General features: G+C 67.8%; 2 protein-coding genes (1 of these 2 cut by a window edge). Both read right to left on the bottom strand.

Annotated features, from left to right (window positions below):
• Nucleotides 1-23,736 (bottom strand): non-ribosomal peptide synthase/polyketide synthase (locus tag ACZY1I_RS10745; protein WP_463754315.1); only part of this gene is annotated, 23,736 nt, incomplete at its 3' end.
• A protein-coding gene (locus tag ACZY1I_RS10740; RefSeq protein ID WP_463754314.1) for a non-ribosomal peptide synthetase crosses the window boundary here: on the bottom strand, nucleotides 23,723-24,685 show its end. 14,502 nt of this gene lie beyond the right edge of the window; only the last 963 of its 15,465 coding nucleotides appear in the window; its start codon lies off the right edge, out of view; its stop codon occupies nucleotides 23,723-23,725. The genes ACZY1I_RS10745 and ACZY1I_RS10740, both read right to left, overlap by 14 nt.

Genomic DNA, 24,685 nt, shown 5'->3' with positions numbered 1-24,685 from the left:
CACCATGAAACTCGTCGCATTATGCTCACGCGCCACCCGGGCAACCTGCTGCTGCAACTGCGCCGGCCAATCCACACTCACCCGCGCACCCCGGTAATCGGCCACCCGCGGATACGGCCGATCAGTAGGCAGCACCAACCGCTCCGGCATCCCCGCCAACGCATCCTGCCAATAACTCAGCTGCCCCGCGATGCGACTCTGACTGTCCTCGAGATCACCGAACTGGGCACGCTGCCACAACGTGTAATCCGCGTACTGCACCGCCAACTCAGCCCAATCAGGCACCCGCCCCACACACCGACTGGCATAAGCCACCCCCAGATCACGCACCAACGGCGTGATCGACCAACCGTCAGCGGCAATATGGTGTGCCGCAGCCACCAGCACGTGCTCGTCCTCGCTGATCCGGAAAAGCTTTGCCCGCAAGGGGATCTCGGTATTCAGGTGGAACGTGTGACCCACTGCCGCGCCGACGGCCTCACCCAGTTGGCTCGACGACCAGCCGGTGGCGTCAACGATCTGCCAACCAAAGTCCCAGCCCAGGCCGGCGGAGTCGGGCAGTGCCACCAACTGTTGGGGGATCCCGTCGACTGCGGTGAACAGCGTGTGCAGGCTTTCGTGCCGGCCCACCACGTCGGCCAGCGCCGCACCCAACACGTCGGCATCAAGGCGCCCGCCCAACCGCAACGCCACCGCCATGTTGTACATCGGCGAGGGCCCCTGCAACTGGTCGATGAACCACAACCGCTGCTGGGCGTAGGACAACGGGAGCCGGTCCGGGCGCGCCATCACCCGCACCGGCGGGAGAGCAGGGCCGCCACGATGCCGGTTCAGGTAGTCGGCGAGACCCTCGACCTTGGACGCGTCGAACAGGTACCGCACCGGCACTTCCCGGCCCAGCGCGACCTGCAGTCGCGCGCTCACCCGGGCGGCGCTCAACGAATCGCCACCCAGGGCGAAGAAATCGTCGTCCAGCCCGACGCGATTTACGCCCAACACCTCGGCGAACACCTCGGCGACGACCTTTTCGGCCTGAGTTCGCGGCGCCCGGAACGACGTAGTGGCAAAAACGGGCGCCGGCAACGCCCTTCGGTCAATCTTGCCCGACGACGTCAATGGCAACTCGTCGAGCACGACGATCTGCGCGGGCAACATGTAGTCCGGCAACCGTTCGCTCAACCGCTGACGCACCGCGCTGATCTTCGTGTTGGTGTGCGGGTCGTTGGCATAGGTGCCGTGCTGGCGGGCCTCGAGCGGGGGCAGATAGACGTCGGTCAGCATGAGGCCGGGCTCGGTGGGAGCGATGAAGACGGCGTCCAGGGTGCCCGGCAAGACGCCCCAAGTGACGGCGACGTCGTATCCGGAGGCTGCGCCGACCCGATGCAATTCTTCGGACGTGACTGGATGCGGGCTGCCTTCGGGAGCTAGGGCCCCGTCGTCGGCGAGTGCCTGTTCGGCCCGCACGTCGGCGACGAGTCCGGCGCGCGGGATGCCGGTGACGCGCACGGCGGCGGGATGCTCGGCGGCGAACCGTGACTGCAGCCCGCTCAGGCCCGAACACTGGTGCCACGCCCAGCTGGGCGCTGCGGCCAGTGAGCGCACCGGCGCGGGAGTTTTGCGGATGACCACGTCGTAGCGGTACCGGTTGAGTTCGTTGTCGGCGGTTCCCCGCTTGACCCGGATGTCGAGTCCGGCAACCGACTGCTGCGCCAGCGCCCAGGTGGTGAAAAACTCTGGGGCGAGCAGTAATTCGGGTTCGCTGAGCAGTGCGCGCTGGACTCGTTGGCGGATCTCGGTAGTGTCCGCGCCGGGGGCGCCGGCCAGCGCGACGGCGGTTTGGAACGCGCCCTGCAGGCTGTGGTTGCGCACATCACCGAGGAACAGCGCCCCGCCGGGGGCCAGCAGGTCCATCGCGGCGTCGATGACCTCGGCCAGATATCCCGCATTCGGGAAGTACTGCACGACCGAGTTGAGGATGACGGTGTCGAAGTGGCCCTGCGGCAGCGTCTGTGTGACGTGGGCAGGCTGGACCGACAGCCGGACCCGATCGCGCCACGGGATCTGCAATTGCTCCAGCGAACCGGCCAGACTGTCGATCACAACCGCGGACATATCGGTGGCGACATACTGCTCGCAGTGCTGGGCGATCTGTGACAGCAGCAGCCCGGAGCCGACGCCGATCTCCAGCACGCGCCGTGGATGCAGGGACATGATCCGATCCACCGTGGCCGCGCGCCACTCGATCATCTCCTCGAGCGGAATCGGCTCACCGGTGTAGCTGCTATTCCAGCCTCGGAAATCCATCCCGAAGTCCGGCACCGCAGCCTCGCCACCGTACAGATCGTCGTAGACGCGTTGCCACTCTTCGACGATTTCGGCGTCATCGTCACGACTTGCGTCACCACTGCCCGCGTGCGCCAAGACGACGTGGGCGACCAGGTGAGAGCCGGTTTGGCTGTGGTGCACTCCTGCGACGGCGCGGGTGACCTGCGGGCAGTCCAGCAGGGCGTTCTCGATTTCGCCGAGTTCGATGCGATAGCCGCGGATCTTTACCTGCTCATCGGCGCGCCCGACATACAACAACTGCCCATCAGCATCCCAGCGCACCAGATCGCCGGTGCGATACATGCGCGCACCCGGCACCCCGAACGGACACGCCACAAACCGCGACGCACTCAACCCACCCCGACCCACATACCCGACCGCCACCCCGGCACCGGCCACATACAACTCCCCGACCACACCAGCCGGCACCGCCCGCAACCACCCATCCAGCACAAAAAAACCAAGATCCGCCAACGGCACCCCGATCGGGCTGCCATGACCCTCGACATCAGCGGCGACGATCTCCCGGAACGACGCATGCACCGTCGTCTCGGTAATGCCATACATATTGATCAGACGCGGCGAACCCGGATGATGATCCAGCCACTCCCGAAGCCGCTGCGGCTCCAACGCTTCCCCACCGAACACCACCACCTCAAGCGCCAACTGCCGCTCACGGCGCAACGCATCAACCGATTGCAACGCATAAAACGCCGACGGCGTCCGGCTCAACACCGTGACCCGCTCCGCGGCCAACAGATCGTGGAAGTCCTCCGGAGAACGCGCCACCGACTCCGAGACCACCACCAACCGCCCGCCACTGCACAGCGCACCGAAGATCTCCCACACCGAAAAGTCGAACGCCAACGAATGGCAGTGCGACCACACGCCCGCCGCCGGCATCTCCGCATCCAGCGACGCCAGCAACCGCGTCACGTTGCGGTGCGCGACCGCCACACCCTTGGGCAAACCGGTGGTACCCGAGGTGTAGATCAGATAGGCGACCGCTTCGGCATCTGGGGCCCCCGGCTTCGGCAACGCCGTGCTCGGTTGGCCGGCAACCAAAGGATCGTCGACATCGATGACCACCAGCCCGTGTCCATCGAGGCGCCCCGCCAACTCCGCCGTACTCACCGCAACGATCGGCCTCGCGTCGGCCAGCATGAAACCGATTCGGTCCGCCGGTACCGCAGGATCGATCGGCAGATACGCCGCCCCCGTCTTCAGCACCGCCAGAATCGCCGCGACCGCCTCAGCCGAGCGCGAAAACAGCAGTGCCACAGACTGTCGCGGACCCGCACCACGTCCGGCCAGCACGTGGGCCAACCGGTTGGCCGCCTCATCCAGCTCCCGATAGGTCACCGAGCGGCCCTCGAACGTCACCGCCACCGACTCCGGCGAGCGTGCCACCTGCGCGGCGAACAACACCGGAATCGAAACCGGCACGCCCGACGCCCGAGCCAACACCGCCCGGTTACCGATCTCATTCAGCCGCGCGTGCTCACCTTCATCCAGCAGATCCACCGACGACAGCCGCCGCCCGGCATCGGTGGTCATCACCACCAACACCCGCTCCAACCGCCCGATCAAAGCCGCGACACTGTCGGCATCGAAGACGTCGGTGCGGTATTCCACGCTGCCGCCGATACCGGCGGGCTCACCGGCTTCGGTCCATTGCTGACCCAGGTGGAACACCAGGTCCATCCGGGCGGTCTGGGTGTTCGCCGGCAGCCCACTGACCTGCAGATCACCCAGGACCGATCCGCCAGTGGGGTCGTCGCTGTTGCCAGGAAAGTTCTGCCAGGCCAGCATCACCTGGATCAGCGGGTGATGGGTCAGGCTCCGGGTGGGATTGAGCCGTTCCACCAGCACCTCGAAGGGCACGTCCTGGTGTTCATAGGCGGCCAGGCTGCGCTGCTGCACCTGGGCCAGCAGCTCGGCGACGGTGGGATCACCGGCCAGATCGAACCGCAGCACCAAGGTGTTGACGAAGAAGCCGACCAGCTCGTCGAGCGCGGGGTCGCGCCGCCCGGCGATCGGGAATCCCACCGCAACGTCGTTGCTGGCGCTGACCTTGGCCAGCAGCACCGCCAGGGCGGCCTGCAACACCATGAAGGTGGTCGCGTTGTGCTCGTGAGCCAACGACCGAATCCGCTGCTGCAACTCGGTCGGCCATTCGATCGGCACGCTGCCGCCGCGGTAATCGGCGACCGGCGGATAGGGCCGATCGGTGGGCAGGTCGAGGCGCTCCGGCATCCCGGCGAGGGCATCCTGCCAGTAGCTCAGCTGCGCGGAAATCGGGCTGTCGGCGTCCTCCAGGTCGCCCAGCTGGGCGCGCTGCCACAGTGTGTAATCGACGTACTGCACCGCCAGCGGCGTCCACTCCGGGGCTCTGCCGTCGCGCCGCGCGCGATACGCCTCGCCCACGTCGCGGACCATCGGCGCCCGCGACCACCCATCGAAAGCGATGTGGTGCACCACGATTGCGACCACATGCTCGGGTCCCACCGCGAAGATCTGCGCGCGAATCGGGATCTCCGCCGACAGGTCGAACTCGTACCGCGCCAGCGTCATCAATGCGCCGGCGACATCCTGCTCCGGCAGCGACACCACGGGCGCTCCCCCGCGCCACCACATCCCGGCCCGGGCCGGCAACACCTGCTGGGACGCCACACCGTCGATGGCGGGAAATATGGTGCGCAGCGATTCGTGGCGGGCGATGACGTCGTCGAGGGCGGCACTCAACGCCTCGACGTCCAGTTCTCTGCCGATCCGGAATGCGGTGGGCATGTTGTAGGTCGCAGCCCCACCCTCGAACCGGTTGAGGAACCACAACCTGGATTGGGCGAACGACAATGGGATCACCGTGGGCCGCTCAACGGCGACCAACGGCTTACGCCCATCCGCATCCTTGCCGATGCGGGGCTCCAGCAGGGCGATCGTCGGCGCCTCGAACAAGGTGCGTACCGCAAGGTTGGCATCGAGGGCGGTGTTGATCGCCGCGACCACCCGCATCGCCGACAGCGAATCCCCGCCCAGGTCGAAGAACGAATCGTCGATTCCCACGCGATCGAGCTCAAGCACCTCGGCGTAGATGCCGCTCAGGATCTCCTCGGTGGGTGTGGCCGGGGCGCGGTAACGATCGCCGCCCCGATATTCCGGTGCCGGCAGCGCGCGGGTGTCGAGCTTGCCGTTGACCGTCATCGGCAATGCGTCGATCACCACCACCGCGGCGGGAACCATGTATGCCGGTAGCCGCTGTGCCAGCTCAGCACGGAGCTGGGCCGGGTCGGCGGTCCCGGTGACGTAACCAACCAGGCGCTTGTCTCCGGGACGGTCCTCCCGGGCGAGCACCACTGCCTGCTGCACGTCATCCAACCCAGCCAGCGCTGCGCGCACCTCGCCGAGTTCGATGCGATAGCCGCGGATCTTTACCTGCTCATCGGCGCGCCCGACATACAACAACTGCCCATCAGCATCCCAGCGCACCAGATCGCCGGTGCGATACATGCGCGCACCCGGCACCCCGAACGGACACGCCACAAACCGCGACGCACTCAACCCACCCCGACCCACATACCCGAGGGCCACCCCGGCACCGGCCACATACAACTCCCCGACCACACCAGCCGGCACCGCCCGCAACCACCCATCCAGCACAAAAAAACCAAGATCCGCCAACGGCACCCCGATCGGGCTGCCATGACCCTCGACATCAGCGGCGACGATCTCCCGGAACGACGCATGCACCGTCGTCTCGGTAATGCCATACATATTGATCAGACGCGGCGAACCCGGATGATGATCCAGCCACTCCCGAAGCCGCTGCGGCTCCAACGCTTCCCCACCGAACACCACCACCTCAAGCGCCAACTGCTGCTCACGGCGCAACGCATCAACCGATTGCAACGCATAAAACGCCGACGGCGTCCGGCTCAACACCGTGACCCGCTCCGCGGCCAACAGATCGTGGAAGTCCTCCGGAGAACGCGCCACCGACTCCGAGACCACCACCAACCGCCCGCCACTGCACAGCGCACCGAAGATCTCCCACACCGAAAAGTCGAACGCCAACGAATGGCAGTGCGACCACACGCCCGCCGCCGGTGCCTCGGCGACCTCCAGCAACCGGCTGACACTGCGATGCGCGACGGCCACGCCTTTGGGCACGCCGGTGGTACCCGAGGTGTAGATCAGATAGGCGATGTCGTCGGGGTCCGGCGCTGACGGCGCTGTGCTGACCCGGCTGTCCAGCACAACGGGATCGTCCACATCGAGGACCACCAGGCCATAACCGTCGAACCGGCCCGCCAAATCAGCGGTCGTAACCGCCGCGACCGGCGCGGCGTCGGCCAGCATGAACTCCATTCGTGTTGCCGGCGCCGCGGGATCGATCGGCAGATAGGCCGCCCCGGTCTTGAGCACCGCGAGCATCGCCGCGATGGCCTCCGCCGACCGATCGATCAGCAGCGCCACGCACGCGCCCCGGCGCACACCATGGCTGGCCAGCGAACGCGCCAACCGATCGGCAGCTTCATCAAGCTCCCGGTACGTCACCGAGCGGGCCCCGCAGGTCACCGCCACCGACATCGGCGTACGCGCCACCTGCTCGGCGAACAACGCCGGAAGCGGCGGTGTTGCTAGTGCCGGCGCAGCCGGCACCCGGGTCAACGCCGAACGATTGCCGATCTCATCCAGCCGCGCGTGCTCATCGTGATCAAGCAAATCCACTGACGACAACCGCCGGTCCGGCTCAGCAGTCATCACCTCGAGCACCCGTTCCAACCGGCCGATCAAAGACGCGACCGCAGCCGCGTCGAACACGTCGGTGTCGTACTCCACCCGAATCCCCAGTTCCTGGCCGGGCAGGGCTTGGAACGTCAACGGGTAGTGGTTGGACTCGCGGCTGCTGATCTCGCTGATGGACAATTCGTGGTCGCCCGACACGGTGGCGGTGTCGACCGGGTAGTTCTGGTACACGAACAAGGTGTCGAACAACTGGTCGTGGCCGGCGGCGCGGTGGATCTCGTTGAGCGCCAGATGCTGGTGTTCGAGAGTGTCGTTGTGGGCGCTTTGCAGTTGGTCGATCAGCTGCTTGGTGGTGGTCGCCGGTGAGATGTCGGCCCGCACCGGCACCGTGTTGATGAACAGCCCCACCATCGATTCGGCACCGGCCAGTTCGGCCGGCCTACCCGAGACCGTGGTGCCGAACACGACGTCCTGCTGGCCGGTGAGCCAGCACAGCAGCTGCGCGAAGGCACCCTGGAGCACGGTGCTGACGGTCGACTGGTGTGAGCGGGCCAGCTCGCCGAGCGCGCGGGTGGTCGCGCCGGGCACCGTGAACGATGCAACGCCGCGCGGTCCCGGCGCCGACCGATCCAGCGAGCCGACCAGGGTGGGGGTGTCGAAGCCGGCCAGCATCTGCCGCCAGGCCGTCCGCGCGACTTCGAGGTCCCGATCGGCCAGCCAAGTCACAAAGCTGCGGTACGCCCCGGCCGGCCCGAGCCGCTGCCCGTAGTAGCCGGCGAAGATCTCGTTCAGCAAGATCGGTAGCGACCAGCCGTCCACCACGATGTGGTGGCTGGTCAGCACGCACCGGTGCCGGTCTGGTGCCGTGCGGATGAGCGCGACGCCGAAGGCCGGCTTGTCGGCCAGGTCGCAGACCGCGTCTCGTTCGGCGGCGCACACCTGCCGGATCTGCGCATCGATATCCGCAGGGCCGTCGGCATCGCCGCCGTCGAGGGCGCCGTTTTGAAGGTCGATGTAGCGCCACCCCGCCACCGGATTGGCCGGGATGATCTGCACCGGCTCGTCGAACCGGTCCGAGAATCGGGCCACCAGATGCGGATGCCGAGCCACCAGCGCGTGCACCGCATCGCGCAGCCGCGGGGGATCCAGCGGGCCGGTAACGGTGATGCCGAGTTGCACCACATACATCTCGTCGTCGCTGCGGGTGGTGGTGCTGGAGTGAAAGAGCAGGCCCCGCTGCAGCGGGGTCAACGGCAAGATATCGGCGATCTCGTAGCGCTGGTCCAGCTCGTCGATCTGGTGCTGACTCAGCCGCGCCGGCACGATGTCCGACGGGGTCAGCCCGCCCCCGCCGTGACGCACGAGCGCGCAGATTCCTGCCAAGGACTCGAACCACAACCGGCTCAACCCGTCGACCGCCGCATGGTCCAGCGCTGACGGCGCCCACGCCCAGTTCGCGTGCAGCTGCGGGCCGGCGTCAGCGTCGACGGTGACGGCATTGAGCTCCACGGTGTGCGATAGCGGCATCGGCACCGCGGTGCTGGCGCCGGTCAGCGCCAGGCCGTCCTCGCTGATCCGCCACAGCTCAGCCGACAGCTCACCCGATCCGCCCACGCGTCCCAGATAGTTGAAACCGATCGCAGGGTCGGATTCGTCGAGCTCAACATCGCTGTTCAGGTACCGCAGCACCCCGTAGGTCAACGGATCCGGCAGAGCCCTGAGCTGCTCCTTGGCGTCCTTGATCAGCGCCTCGAGCCCCGCGTCACCGGCGATCACCTGCGCCCAGGACAACCCGCCCACCGTCAGAGACACCGGGTACTTGGTGGTGAACCAGCCCACGGTGCGCGTCAGGTCAACTTCTGTGTCGCCCAGATCCTCGACGCGGCCGTGACCCTCCACCCCGATGCCGATCGGTGCGCCGCGGTCGTTGCCCGAGCGCCCCAGAAACTCGGCCCACGCCAGCCCGAATGCGATCAACAAAATCTCGTGGATCCCGGCGTGAAACGCCGCAGGCATTTCGCCGAGCAGCATCCGGGTGGTCTCGACGTCCAGCGAAGCGGTCAGACGCCCGGCGCTCACATAGGTGTCCACCGCCGGTTGCACCGCCGGCAGTGCCGGCGGGGTCGCTGCCACCTGCCGCCACGTGTCGGCGAACCCGACGACTTCTGGGCGACTCGCATAGTCAGCGAGCAGCTCGGCCCAGCGGGCGAACGACGTGCCCGCCGCCGGTAATGCGATGGGCTGTCCGCTGCGATGTTGGGCCCAGGCGATGTTGAGGTCTTCCAACAGAATCCGCCACGACACGCCGTCGACAGCCAGGTGATGAACGATCATCACCAGTTGCCCCACCGGGGCTACCCATACGGCGCTGAGCATGACTCCGGCGGCCGGGTCCAACCTTGACCGCGCCGCTACCAGCGCCTCATTGCTCAACGCGTCTACCGACTGCAGGCCGTAGCGGGCATCCACCGCACCCGCCTCGGGCACCGCCAACGACCAGTCCCCGGCTCCGGGCACGCCGAGGCCGTCGACGCACAGCCGCAGCATCGCGTGCCGGTCCAGCAGCGCCTGCAGCACGGCCACCACGTCGGCCTCCGTCACGCCTGCCGGGGCCTGCGTCACCAACGTCTGGTTGAACTGCCCGACCGGGCCGCCGGCCCTCTCCACGTCGAGCAGCCAGCGCATGATCGGCGTGGCCGGCAGCGGCCCGGTGCCCTCGTCGACCGGGCCATCGTCGCCATCGGCAACCCCGGCAACCCGGGCCAGCCGGGCCACGGTCTGCTCCACGAAGATGTCGCGCGGCTTGAAGACGACGCCGGCTGCCCGGGCCCGGGCCACCACCTGCATCGACAGGATGCTGTCACCACCCAGCTCGAAGAACGAGTCGTCCACCCCGACCCGGTCCAGTCCGAGAACCTGGGCATAGACGCCGGCCAGGATCTCCTCGGTGGCGCTGCCTGCGGCGCGGTAACGGTCGGTGGAGGCGTACTCGGGCGCAGGCAGGGCGCGGGTGTCGAGCTTGCCGTTGACCGTGAGCGGCAACGCGTCGATCGACACCACCGCCGCCGGCACCATATAGCTCGGGAGCCGCTCGGCCAGCGCGGCCCGGGCTGCGGCGGGGTCGGCGGTGCCGGTGACGTAGCCGACGAGGCGATTGTCACCGGGGCGGTCCTCGCGGGCGATCACCACCGCCTGCTCCACGCCGGGGCTCGCCGCCAGCACCGCTTGGACTTCACCGAGTTCGATGCGATAGCCGCGGATCTTGACCTGCTCGTCGGCACGACCCAGGTAACGCAGCTGCCCGTCGGGGCCCCAACTCACCAGGTCGCCGGTGCGATACATGCGTTGTCCAGCCGCCCCAAAAGGGCACGCCACAAAACGCGACGCCGTCAGCCCCGACCGCCGCACGTACCCCGCCGCCACCCCGCGACCGGCCACGTACAGCTCGCCGACCACCCCGGCCGGCACCGGCCGCAACCACTGATCCAGCACGAAGAGCGCGGCGCCCGGCACCGGCAAACCGATCGGCGGCACACCTGACCCCGCGGTCAGGGGCGCGCTGATCGTTGCGTACACCGTCGTCTCGGTCGGGCCGTAGGCGTTGATCATCGTCCGACCGGGCGCCCAGCGATCCACCACTTCGACCGGGCAGGCCTCAGCGGCGATTACCAACGCCGCCGATTCCAGACCCTCGGGCGACAACGCTCCTACCGCCGACGGGGTTTGGCTCAATACGGTGACCTGTTCGGCAACCAATAAGGCGTGCAAGTCCTCGGGCGAGCGCGTCACCGACTCGGGCACCACGACCAGCCGCCCGCCGTGCAGCAACGCACCCCAGATCTCCCACACCGAGTAGTCGAAGGCGTAGGAGTGGCACTGCGCCCACACTTGTCCCGGCTCGAAGCTCAGGCCGACCTCGAGTGAGTCGAACAGCCGGGTGACGTTGTGGTGGGTGACCGCCACGCCTTTGGGGACACCGGTGGTACCCGAGGTGTAGATGATGTGCGCGACATCCTCGGGTGCCGGCGCCGGCAATTCTGTGGCGGGGCAGGCCGGGATTCGCGGGTCATTTATGTCGATGACCTGCAGGTCGTACTCGTCCAGCCGGTCGGCCAGCCCGGAGGTGGTGAGGGCGGCGATCGGCGCGGCGTCGGCGACCATGAACCCGATCCGAGCCGCCGGCAGCGCCGGGTCGATCGGCAGATACGCCGCGCCGGTCTTGAGCACACCCAGCAGCGCCACAATCGCCTCAGCCGAACGCGAGAACAGCAGCGCCACACGTTGTCCCGGTCCCGCACCGTGGCCGGCCAACAGGTGCGCCAACCGGTTGGCAGCCTCCTCGAGTTTCCGGTAACTCATTGAGCGGTCCCCGCAGGTCAGCGCCGCCGCGTCGGGGGTGCGGGCCACCTGCGCGGCGAACGACGCCGGGATCGACACGGGGGCGGGGGCGGGCTGATTAAGAACCGCCCGATTTCCCCACCCGTCCAACCGCGCCTGTTCGCCGGCGTCGAGCACATCGATCGACGACAGTCGCCGGGTGGGGTCGGCCGTCATCCCCATCAGCACCCGCTCGAACCGCCCGATCAGCGCCTCGATGGTGTCCGCGTCGAACACGTCGGTGCGGAACTCCACCGCACCGGCAAGGCCGGCGGGTTCGCCGGACTCGGTGAAGCGTTCAGCGAGAGAAAACGTCAGATCCATGCGGGCGGTGCGGGTGCTGACCGGCAGTTGAGTAGCCGCGAGATCACCCAAGACCGGCCCGGCCGCCGAGTTGTTGTCGCCGGCGAAGTTCTGCCAGGCCAACAACACCTGCACCAGCGGGTGATGGGTCAGGCTCCGGGTCGGGTTGATGCGCTCCACCAGCAGCTCAAAGGGCACGTCCTGGTGCTCGAACGCGGCCAGACTGCGCGCCCGCACCTGGGCCAGCAACTCGACCGCAGTGGGATCCCCGGCCAGGTCGACCCGCAATACCAAGGTGTTGACGAAGAACCCCACCAGCTCGTCGAGCGCGGGATCGCTGCGCCCGGCGATAGGGAACCCCACCGCCACGTCGCTGCTGGCGCTGATCTTGGCCAGCAGCACCGCCAGGGCGGCCTGGATAACCATGAAACTGGTCGCGTTGTGCTCGCGGGCCACCCGACGGACCTGCTGCTGCAGATCGGCGGGCCAGTCGATCGACACCTGGGCGCCGCGGTGATCGGCGACCTGCGGGTAGGGCCGGTCGGTGGGCAACTGCAGCCGCTCGGGCAGCCCGGCCAGGGCTTCTTGCCAGTGCGCCAGCTGGGCGGTGATCGGGCTGCCGGCGTCGGCCAGATCTCCCAGCACGCTGCGCTGCCAGAGCGTGTAATCGGCGTACTGCACCGCCAGCGGCGCCCAGCCAGGAGGTTGTTCGGCGCACCGGCTGGCATATGCCACACCTAGATCACGTACCAGCGGGTTGATCGACAGGCCGTCGGCAGCGATGTGGTGTACCACCACCACCAACACGTGCTCATCCTCGGCGAGGCGGAAAAGCGTTGCGCACAAGGGAATCTCGGTAGACAGATCGAACGCATGGCGCGCCGTGCCGTCCGCGGCCTCGTCCAGCTGGGCCGCCGACCAGCCGGTCGCGTCGACAATCTGCCAGCCGAAGTCGGCCCGTTCGGGCGGTATCACCAGCTGCTGAGGAATCCCCTCGGATGCCGCGTACAGGGTGCGCAGGCTCTCATGGCGACCCACCACATCCGCCAAGGCCGCGCTGAACGCCACCGCATCCAGGCGTCCGGTCAACCGGAACCCCGCCGCCATGTTGTAGACCGGCGAGGGTCCCTGCAACTGGTCCAGGAACCACAACCGCTGCTGGGCGAACGACAGTGGAACCACCGCCGGACGTTCACCGGCCCGCAACGGCTCCGACCGGCCCGCACTGATCCGCGGCGCCAGCTGCGCAACTGTGGGCGTTTCGAATACGGCGCGCACCGAAAGATCGGCATCCAGGCCGGAGTTGATCGCGGCGACCAGGCGCATCGCCAGCAGCGAATCTCCGCCCAGGTCGAAGAAAGAGTCGTCGACCCCGACCCGGTCTACACCGAGCACCCGGGCGTAGATGCCGGCCAGGATGTCCTCGACGACGCCGGTCGGAGCGCGGTAATGATCGGAGTCGGCGTATTCGGGTGCCGGAAGGGCGCGCCTGTCGAGTTTGTTGTTGGGTGTCAGCGGCAGCGCTTCGATCGCTACGACGACCGCCGGGACCATGTAGGCCGGGATGCGCTCGGCCAGCTGGGTGCGTATCTCGGCCAGATCTGCGGTGCCGGTGACGTAGCCGACCAGGCGCTTGTCGCCGGGACGGTCCTCGCGGACGATGACGACCGACTGGTCCACGCCATCGAGCCGGGCCAAGGCCGATCGGACCTCACCGAGCTCGATGCGATAACCGCGGATCTTGACCTGATCATCGACGCGGCCCTGATACCGCAGCTGCCCGTCGTCACCCCACCACACCAGATCTCCGGTGCGATACATGCGTTGGCCCGGCGTACCCGCGCCGACGAACGGGCACGCCACAAACCGCGACCCGGTCAACCCGGCCCGGCGCCAGTATCCGACGCCGACGCCGGCACCGGCCACATACAACTCGCCGACCACGCCCACCGGCACCGGACGCAACCACCCGTCCAGCACGAAAAACGCCGCTCCCGCCACCGGCAAGCCGATCGGCGGCGGCGCACCGAATCCCGGTGACCCCGCCGGCACCGCCGTTAAAGGCACGCTGATCGCGGCATTCACCGTGGTCTCGGTCGGGCCGTACTCGTTGATCATCACCCGACCCGGTGCCCACCGGTCCACCACATCGACTGGGCAGGCCTCGGCGCCCAGGACCAGCGTCACCGAATCAAGACCCTCCGGTGACAACGCACTCACCGCCGACGGCGTCTGACTGAGCACCCTGACCTGTTCAGCGATCAGCAAGGCTTTCAACTCGTCCGGCGACAGAGCCACCGACTCAGGCACCACCACCATCCGGCCGCCGTGGAACAGCGCACCCCAGATCTCACGGACGGAGGCGTCGAACGCGTGCGGGTGCCACTGCGTCGACACTTTTGGCGGCCCCGGCGGTTCGAGGGCGGCATCCAGTGATCCGAACAGCTGAGTGACGTTGTGGTGGGTGATGGCAACGCCTTTGGGGACGCCGGTGGTCCCCGAGGTGTAGATCATGTAAGCGATATCGCTGGGGGCCGGAGCGGTTGGAGCGGTCGCAAGCGCGGTGGCGGGTTGAGCGGCGAGGGCGGGGTCGTGCACATCGATGACGGGCAGGCCATGCCCGTCCAGCAGGTCGGCCAGATCGGCCGTCGTGACCGCTACGGTCGGCGCGGCATCGGCAAGCATGAATGCGATGCGTTCCTCCGGCAGCGCCGGATCGATCGGCAGATAGGCCGCTCCGGTTTTCAGCACCGCCACAATCGCCGTGATCGCCTCGGCCGAGCGCGCTGACGCCAGCGCCACGTATTGCCCCGGGCCCACACCGTGACCGGCCAGCAGGTGCGCCAACCGGTTGGCGGCCTCGTCGAGTTCCCGATACGTCATCGAGCGGCCCTCGAACGTCAGTGCCTGCGCCTCGGGAGTACGCGCCACCTGCTCGGCGAACAACGCCGGAATCGACACCTGCGGCGGCGCGGAGCGCGTGAGCACGGTGCGGTTACTGAACTCATCCAGGCGGGCGTGCTCAGCGGCATCAAGCAGATCCAGCGACGACAAAGACCGCTGCGGATCGGTGGTCATCGCGACCAACACCCGCTCCAGCCGCTCGATCAGGGCCAGGACGCCGACCCGGTCGAATATCGCGCTGTCGTATTCGACGCGCAGGCCCAGCTCGGGGCCCGGCTGGGCCACCACTGTCAGCGGGTAGTGGGTGAATTCGCGACCGGCGAACCCAGTGATGGCCAATTCGTTGCCACCCAACAACGCGGCGGCGTCGACCGGGTAGTTCTGGTACACGAACAGGGTGTCGAACAGCTGGTCGTGGCCGGTGACACGGTGAATCTCGCTGAGCGCCAGGTGCTGGTGCTCGAGGGTGTCGTTGTGAGCTGTTTGCAGCTGGTTGATCAGGTCCGCGGTGCTGGTGGTCGCGGTGATGTCGGCCCGTACCGGCACTGTGTTGATGAACAGGCCGACCATGGCTTCCATCCCGGCCACCTCGGCCGGTCGCCCCGAGACCGTGGTACCGAAAACGACGTCGTGTTGGCCGGTGAGCCAGCACAGCAACTGGGCGAAGGCGCTCTGCAGCACCGTGTTGACGGTGGCGTGGTGTGAGCGGGCCAGCGCACCGAGCGCTTGGGTGGTGGCAGCCGGAAAACGATGCGATTCGACGTCTCGGGTGCCCAGCCCAAATCCCTGCGGCGGACCGACCAGGGTGGGGTTGTCAAAACCGGCGAGCACTTTGCGCCACGCCGCGGCGCCGACGGCACGGTCTCGATCGGCCAGCCAGCTGACAAATCTGCGATACGAGACCGGCGCGGGCAGATGCTGCCCGTTGTAGACGGCGAAGATCTCGCCGAGCAGGATCGGCAACGACCAGCCATCCATGACGATGTGATGGTTGGTCAGCACCAACCGGTGCCGGTCTTCGCCGGTGCGGATCAACGCCACCCGACACGGCGGCTGGTCGGCCAGATCACAGACTGCGGCACGTTCGGCGGCGCACAGCTGCCGGACGTACTCCTCGATATCGGCGCCGTCGGCGTGGTCGGCGTAGCTCCACCCGGCCACCGGATCGGCGGGCAGGATCTGCACCGGGTCGTCGAATTCTGGATAGAAGCGCGCCGCCAGATGCGGATGGCGGTTCATCACCGTTTGCACCGCATCGCGCAGGCGATGCTGATCGAGCGCACCGCTCAACGAGATATCCAGCTGCACCGCGTACACGTCGTCGCTGGCCGCAGCGGTGCTCGCGTGAAACAGCAGGCCCTGCTGCAGCGGGGTCAGCGGCAGAATGTCCGCGATCTCATGGTGCTGATGAAGGTCGTCGATCTGCTGCTGGCTCAGCCGCGCCGGCGCAATGTCCGACGGTGTCAACCCGCCGCCACCGCGGCGCACATGGGCGCAGATGCCGGCCAAGGCCTCGAACCACAACCGGCTCAGCTGGCTGACCTCCTCGCCATCGGCCACCGACGAAGCCCACATCCACTCGGCATGCAGTTGGGGGCCGGCGTCGGTGTCCATGGTCCCGGCGTTGAGAGCCAGGGTGTGACTCAACGGCATCGGGACTGCCGTTGCGGCGTCCACAGCTTCCCGCGAGGGACGCCACAGCTCGTCCGGGAGCTCGGCCCCGGTCCCGCCGCCCGTCCGGCCGAAATAGTTGAATCCGATCACCGGGTCGGACCCGTCCACGTCGACCTCGGTGTTCAGATATCGCAACAGGCCGTAAGTCAGCGGATCGGGCAGGGCGCGAAGCTGCTCCTTGGCACTCTTAATCACCGTCCCCAACCCGGCCTCACCGGCGATCACCTGCGCCCAGGACAGTCCACCGACGTTAAGTGCCACCGGGTACTTGGCGGTGAACCACCCGACCGTGCGGGACAGGTCGACGTAGGAAGTCAGCTCTTCGTGGCGGCCGTGCCCCTCGACGTCGATGCCGATCGCGTCGGCTCCGGCCCCGGAAGATTCCGCGACGGCCATGGCGAACGCGATCAACAAAATGTCTCCGATGCCGGCGTGGAACGCCGCGGGGACCTCACCGAGCAATATCCGGGTGGTCTCGACATCTAGCGACGCCGACAGATGCCCAGCGTTGGCAAACGTGTCCAGGGCCGGTTGCAGCGCTGGCAGGGCGGGCGGGGTCGCCGCCACCTGCCGCCACCTGTCGGCCTGCGCCACGACGTCCGGGTGACGCGCGTGCTCGGCCAGCAGCGACGCCCACCGCGCAAACGACGTGCCCCCCGCCGGCAATGCGACAGGCTGCCCGCTGTGATGCTGCGCCCAGGCGATGTTGATGTCTTCCAACAGGATTCGCCACGACACTGCGTCGACGGCCAAATGGTGAACTATCAGCACCAACCGGCCCGACTTGGTGCCGGTACCTGCCACCCACAGTGCGCTGAGCATCACCCCGGCGGCCGGGTTCAACCGTGACCGCGCGTCCACCAGCGCTTCATCAGACAACGCGTCGGCGGTGTGCAGGCACTGACCGGCGTCGACGGCCCCTGCCTCGGGCACACTCAGCGACCAGCCGCCGATGCCGTCATCATCGACGCGCAGTCGCAGCATCGGGTGCCGATCCAGCAGCGCCTGCAACACAGCCACCACGTCGGCGTGCGTCACCGCTGCCGGCGTCTGCACCACCAGCGTCTGGTTGAACTGCTCGACGGAGCCGCCCGCCCGCTGAGTGCCCCGCAGCCAGGACATGATCGGAGTCGCGGGCATCGGCCCGATCCCCTCGTCGACCACCCCGGCCGTACCGTCGGCCACCCCGGCGACCTGGGCCAGCCGGGCCACGGTCTGCTCTACGAAAACGTCGCGCGGCCGACAGGTCAGACCGGCCGCGCGGGCCCGGGACACCACCTGCATCGACAGAATGCTGTCGCCACCCAGGTCGAAGAAGGAGTCGTCTATCCCGACGCGCTCCACTCCCAGCACCTCGGCGTAGATGCCGGCCAGGATCTCCTCGACGGCAGTGCCCGGGGCTCGGTAGCGATCGATGTCGGCATATTCCGGTGCCGGCAAGGCCCGGGTGTCCAACTTGCCGTTCATCGTCATCGGCATCGCGTCGAGGGCCACCACCGCGGCCGGCACCATGTTCGACGGCAGCCGCTCGGCCAGCTGGGCGCGGATTCCGGTCAGGTCCGAGTTGCCGGTGACATAGCCGACGAGCCGCTTGTCGCCGGGACGGTCCTCGCGCGCGATCACCACCGCCCGGTCCACCCCGGGGATGCCGTTCAACGCCGCCTGGACTTCACCCAGCTCGATCCGATAGCCGCGGATCTTGACCTGCTCGTCGGCGCGCCCCAGATATCGCAGCTGTCCGTCGGCACCCCAGCAGACCAGGTCCCCGGTGCGGTACATGCGGTGGCCCGCAGCCCCGAACGGGCACGCAACAAACCGCGACCCGGTCAAGCCGGCGCGGCCCAGGTAGCCGATGCCCACACCGTTGCCGGCCACATACAACTCGCCGATGACGCCCGCGGGTACCGGACGCAACCACTGATCCAGCACGAAAAGCGCCGCTCCCGGGACGGGGGCACCAATGGGCACGACGGTGTTCGCACCCGGTTGCCCCGCCTGCAGCGGCGCACTGCTCGCCGCGCACATCGCCGTTTCGGTCGGGCCGTAGGCATTGATCATCACCCGCCCCTGCGCCCACTGCTCCACCACCTCGGGCGGGCACGCCTCGCCGACCACCAGCATCGTCGTCGATTCCAACCCCTCGGGCGGCAAGGCCCGTACCGCGGAAGGTGTCTGGGTCAGCACACTGACCTGTTCGCGAACCAGCAGATCGCGGAAATCCTCCGGGGAGCCCGCGACCGATTCCGGCACCACCACCAGCCGCCCACCGCTCAGCAGCGCGCCGAAGATCTCCCACACGGAGACGTCGAACGCCAGCGAATGACACAGCGCCCAGACCCCCGCATCTGGGAGCGCGGGATCCAGCGTTGCCAACAGCTGCGTCACGTTGTGATGCGTGATGGCAACACCTTTGGGCACCCCGGTAGTGCCCGAGGTGTAAATCAGGTAGGCCGGGTGATCCGGTGTCGGTGCGGGCAGCGCGGTACTGGGTTGGGCATCGACAGCGCGGTCCTCGACATCGATCACCCGCAGGCCATGCCCGTCCAGCCGGGACCGCAGATCCGCCGTGGTGATCACCACGATCGGCGCGGCGTCGGTGAGCATGAAGTCGATTCGCGCCGCGGGCAGGGCGGGATCGATCGGCAGGTACGCGGCCCCCGTCTTGAGCACCGCCAACATCGATACGACCGCCTCAGCGGAACGTGACAGCACCAGCGCCACATTCTGTCCGGGGCCGACACCCTGGCCGGCCAGCAGATGCGCCCACCGATTCGCGGCCTCGTCCAGTTCGCGATAGGTGAGCGAGCGCGCCTCACAGGTCACCGCTACCGCTTCCGGGGCGTGAGACACCTGCGCGCTGAACAACACCGGAATCGACACCTCGGCCGGGGCGGGCCGGGTCAGAACCGCCCGGTTTCCCCACCCGTCCAGCTGAGCCTGCTCACCGGTATCGAGCACGTCGATCGACGACAACCGCCGGGTCAGGTCGGCAGTCATCGCCACCAGCACCCGCTCGAATCGCCCGATCAGCGCCTCGATGCTGGCCGCGTCGAACACGTCGGTGCGGAACTCCACCGCCCCGCCGATGCCGGCGGGCTCGCCAGTCTCGGTGAAGTTTTCGGCCAGGGAAAACGTCAAATCCATCCGGGCGGTGCGGGTATCCACCGGCAGCGGGGTGGCCTGCAGATCACCCAGGGCCAGGTTCGCGGGCTGGTTGTTCTGCCAGGCCAATGCCACCTGAAACAGCGGGTGGTGGGTCAGGCTCCGGGTCGGGTTGAGCCGCTCCACCAGGATCTCGAACGGCACATCCTGGTGTTCGTAGGCGGCCAGTCCGCGCCGGCGCACCTGGGCCAGCAACTCGGCGACAGTCGGGTCGCCGGCCAGGTCGGCGCGCAGCACCAGGGTGTTGACGAAAAAACCCACCAACTCATCGAGCGCGGGGTCGCCGCGCCCGGCGATCGGGAACCCAACCGCCACGTCAGAAGTCGCGCCGACCTTCGACAACAGCACCGCGAGGGCGGCCTGGATCACCATGAAACTGGTCGCGTTGTTTTCGCGAGCCACCCGACGAACCTGTTGTTGCAGTTCGGCGGGCCAGTCCAGCGTCACCGTGGCGCCGCGCTGATCAGCCACCGGCGGATAGGGCCGGTCCGTGGGCAGCTGCAGCCGCTCCGGCAGTCCCGCCAGCTCCCGCTCCCAGTAGGCCACCTGGGTGGCGATTCTGCTGTCTGGATCCTGCAGTTCACCAAGCTGTTCGCGCTGCCACAGCGTGTAATCGACGTACTGGACCGCTAGCGGCGCCCACTCGAGGGCGAGCCCCGCACGCCGGCTGCCGTACGCAACCCCCAGATCCCGAACCAGTGGAGTGATCGACCAGCCGTCGGCGGCGATGTGGTGCACCACCGCCACCAGCACATGCTCGTCTTCGCTGAGGCGGAAAAGTGTCGTTCGCAACGGGATCTCGGCATCCAGATTGAACGTGTAGCGCACCGCATCGCCCGCGGCCTGTTCCAGCTGGGTTGCCGACCAGCCGGTCGCGTCGATGACATCCCAACCGATGTCAGCCTGCTCGACGGGAATGACCAGCTGCTGCGGTGTCCCGTCGGACTCGACGAACAGTGTCCGCAGGCTTTCGTGCCGATCGACCACGTCTCCCAGCGCCGCATCCAACGCCTCCACGTCAAGATGGCCTCGCAGCCGCAGCGCGGTCGCCATGTTGTACACCGGGGAAGGACCCTGCAACTGGCCGATGAACCACAACCGGCTCTGGGCGAACGACAGCGGAATGACCGCGGGCCGCTCATACGGCACCAGGCGCGAGAGCCGACCAGGGCTCGCATCCCCGACGCGCGAGGCCAACTGGGCAACCGTGGAGGCCTCGAACAAGGCACGCACCGCAAGATCGGTGTCCAGGCTCTTGTTGACGGCGGCGATCAGGCGCATCGCCGACAGCGAGTCTCCACCGAGATCGAAAAAGGAGTCGTCCACCCCGACCCGATCGACCCCGAGGACCTGGGCATAGACGCCGGCCACGATCTCCTCGACGGCACTGGCTGGGGCGCGGTAGCGATCGACATTGCCGTATCCCGAGGCGTATTCGGGCGCCGGCAGGGCGCGGGTGTCGAGCTTGCCGTTGGCCGTCATAGGCAGCGATTCGATCGCCACCACCGCGGCCGGAACCATGTAGTCCGGCAGCCGCTCGGCGAGCTGGGCGCGCACCTCGGCCGAGTCCGTGGCGCCGGTGACGTAGCCGACCAGGCGCTTGTCGCCGGGGCGGTCCTCGCGGGCGATCACGACCGCCTGCTTGACGCCGTCCACCCCGGTCAATGCCGCTTGGACGTCGCCGAGCTCGATGCGATAGCCGCGGATCTTGACCTGCTCGTCGGCGCGGCCCCGATACTGCAGTTGACCGTCGGCGTCCCAGCACACCAGGTCTCCGGTGCGATACATGCGTGTTCCGGGCTCGCCGAACGGACAGGCGACAAACCGCGACGCCGTCAGGCCGGCTCGCCGCACATATCCGAGGCCCACGCCACGGCCGGCCACATACAACTCGCCGACCACGCCGGCCGGCACCAGGCGCATCCAGCCGTCTAGGACGAACAGCGCCGTCCCGGGTGCCGGCGAACCGATCGGCGGCGCCCCCGAACCGGGCCTTAGCGGCGCGCTGATTGCCGCGTACACCGTGGTCTCGGTCGGACCATAGCCATTGATCATCACCCGGCCGGGCGCCCACCGGTCCACCACCTCGACCGGGCAGGCCTCACCGGCCACCATCAGCGCCACCGATTCCAAACCCTGCGGCGACAGCGCACCCACTGCCGACGGGGTCTGGTTCAGGACGCTGACGTGTTCGGCGACCAGCAGATCGTGCAACTCCGACGGTGAGCCCGTGATCGACTCGGGCACCACCACCAGCCGTCCACCGTGCAGAAGTGGACCCCATATCTCCCACACCGAGAAGTCGAACGCGAGCGAGTGACACTGCGTCCACACCTGCCCGGGCGCCATCGTCAGGCCGACATCGAGCGAGTCGAACAGCCGGGTCACGTTGTGGTGAGTGACCGCCACCCCTTTGGGCGTCCCAGTGGTGCCCGAGGTGTAGATGATGTGGGCGATGTCGCCGGGGTCCGGCACCGGGAGCGCAGCGCTGGTTTGGCTGTGGATCGCCCGATCGGCAAGATCGATCACCGGCAGATCGCACCCGTCCAACCGCGCGCGCAGGCCCTCCGTCGTGATCGCGGCGATGGGCGTTGCGTCGGCGATCATGAACTCGATCCGGGCCAACGGCAGCTCCGGGTCGATCGGCAGGTATGCCGCTCCGGTCTTGAGCACCGCCAAGATCGCCGCAATCGCCTCGGCCGAACGGTTCGACAACAGCGCCACACATTGCCCTTGGCCCACACCGTGGCCGATCAGCAGGTGCGCCAACCGGTTGGACGCCTCATCGAGTTCGCGGTAGGTCCACGACCGCTGCCCGCACACCAGCGCCACCGTTTTTGGTGCTCGGGCCACCTGCTTGGCGAACGCCGCCGGAAGCGAGACGGTGGTGGAGGCCGAGGCTGGACCGCTCAACACCGCGCGGTTACCAATCTCACCGAGGTGGGCTTGCTCCTCGGCGTCGAGCAGATCCAGCGACGACAACGGCCGCTGCGGGTCGGTGGTCATCGCCACCAACACCCGCTGCAACCGCGCAATCAGGGCTGCGATGCCTTCCGCGTTGAACACGTCGGTGTCGTACTCGACGCGCAAGCCCAGCTCGGCCCCCGGCTGCGCTTGCACCGTCAGCGGGTAGTGGTTGTGTTCGCGGCTGGTGACCTCGCTGATAGACAATTCCTGGTCGCCCGACATCGAGGCCGTAGCGGCCTCGATCGGATAGTTCTCGTACACGAACAGGGTGTCGAAAAGTTTGTCCTGACCGGTGATCCGGTGGATCTCGGTGAGCGCGGTGTGCTGGTGGTCAAGGGTGTCATTGTGGGCGCTTTGCAGCTGGTCGATCAGATCGGCGGCGGTGGTTGCCGACGTGATCTTGGCCCGAACCGGCACCGTGTTGATGAGTAGCCCGACCATGGATTCGGTGCCGGCCAGCTCGGTCGGCCTGCCCGAGACGACGGCGCCGAAGACGACGTCATGCTGACCGGTCAGCCACATCAGCAGCTGCGCGTAGGCACCCTGCAGCACGGTGCTGACGGTGGTGCGATGTGAGCGCGCCAGCTCGCTGAGCGCGCGCGTGAGCTCCTGCGGCACGTGGAACGATTCGACGACGCGGTGCCCCAGGCTCAACCCTTGCGGCGGGCCAACCAAGGTTGGGGTGTCAAAACCCGCGAGCACCCCGCGCCACGCGGTCTGCGCCGCGACGGGATCGCGGCCGGCCAGCCAGTTGACAAAGGTGCGGAACGGCGCGGGCGCGGGCAGCCACTGTCCGTAGTAGCTGGCGAATATCTCGCCGAGCAGGATGGGCAGCGACCAGCCATCCATGACGATGTGGTGATTGGTCAACACAAAGCGGTGCCGGTCTGGGGCGATCTGGATCAACGCCACCCGAAAAGCCGGCTGATCAGCCAGATCACACACCGCAGCGCGTTCGGCGGCGCACAGCTGCTGGAGCTGCTCATCGACGGAAACGCCGTTAGCGACCAGCTCGACGTACCGCCACCCCGGCGCGGCATCCGCCGGAATGATCTGCACCGGCTGGTCGAACTGTTGAGAGAAACGCGCCGCCAGATGCGGATGACGGTTGATCACCGTGTGCACCGCATCGCGCAGGCGGTGGACGTCGAGCGGCCCAGCCAGGGTGATTCCCAGCTGCACCGAATAAACGTCGTCGGCGGCGTGCCCGGTGTTCGCGTGGAAGAGCAGACCCTGCTGGAGCGGGGTCAGCGGCAGTACGTCAGCGATCCGCATATTGCCGCTGAAGCTCGTCGATCTGTTGCTGGTTGAGAGCGGCGGCGACGTCCGACGGCGTCAACCCGCCGCCACCGTCCTGCACGTGCGCGCAGATGCCGGTCAGGGCCTCGAACCACAGTCGGCTCAGCCGCCCGACCTGCGCGTGGTCCAGCGCCGAGCGCGCCCACGTCCAGTTGGCGTGCAGCTTCGGGCCGTTATCGGAGTCTGAGCCGGCATCGAGGACGACGGCGTTGACCTCCACGGTGTGCGCCAGCGGCAGCGGCACCGCCGCTGCGGCGCTGCTGATCGACACGCCGTCCTGACTGATCCGCCACAGATCCGCCGACAGTTCGCCCGCGCCGCCGAGTCGTCCCAGATAGTTGAACCCGATTGCCGGGTCCGACCCGGCCAGGTCGACATCGGGGTTCAGGTACCGCAGCAGACCGTAGGTCAGCGGATCGGGCAGGGCGCGAAGCTGTTCCTTGGCGTTCTTGATCACCGCGTCCAGCACCGCCTCACCGGCGGTCACCTGCGTCCAGCCCAGCCCGCGAATGGGCCCGCCAACTGTCAATGCCACCGGGTATTTGGTGGTGAACCATCCGACCGTCCGGGACAGGTCCAGGTGGGCGGCCCCATCCAGATCTTCGCTGCGGCCGTGGCCCTCCACATCGATCCCGATCGGCGCGCCGCCGGTGCCCTGGAACTCGGCGACCGCTAAGGCCAACGCGATCAAGAAGATGTCCTGTACGCCGGCATTGAATGCGGTGGGCACCTCACCGAGCAGGACGCGCGTGGTCTCGGCATCCAGCGAAACCGACAACTGCCCCGCACTCGCATAGGTATCCACCTCCGGCAACACCGCAGGCAGCGCGGCCGGGACCGCCACTTTGCGCCACGCGTCGGCCTGGTCCACGACCTCGGGACGACGCGCGTGCTCAGTCAGCACCGACGCCCAGCGGGCAAACGA

It is taken from the genome of Mycobacterium sp. IDUB_37, assembly GCF_055419245.1.
This window is presented reverse-complemented; position numbering and strand designations above follow the sequence as displayed.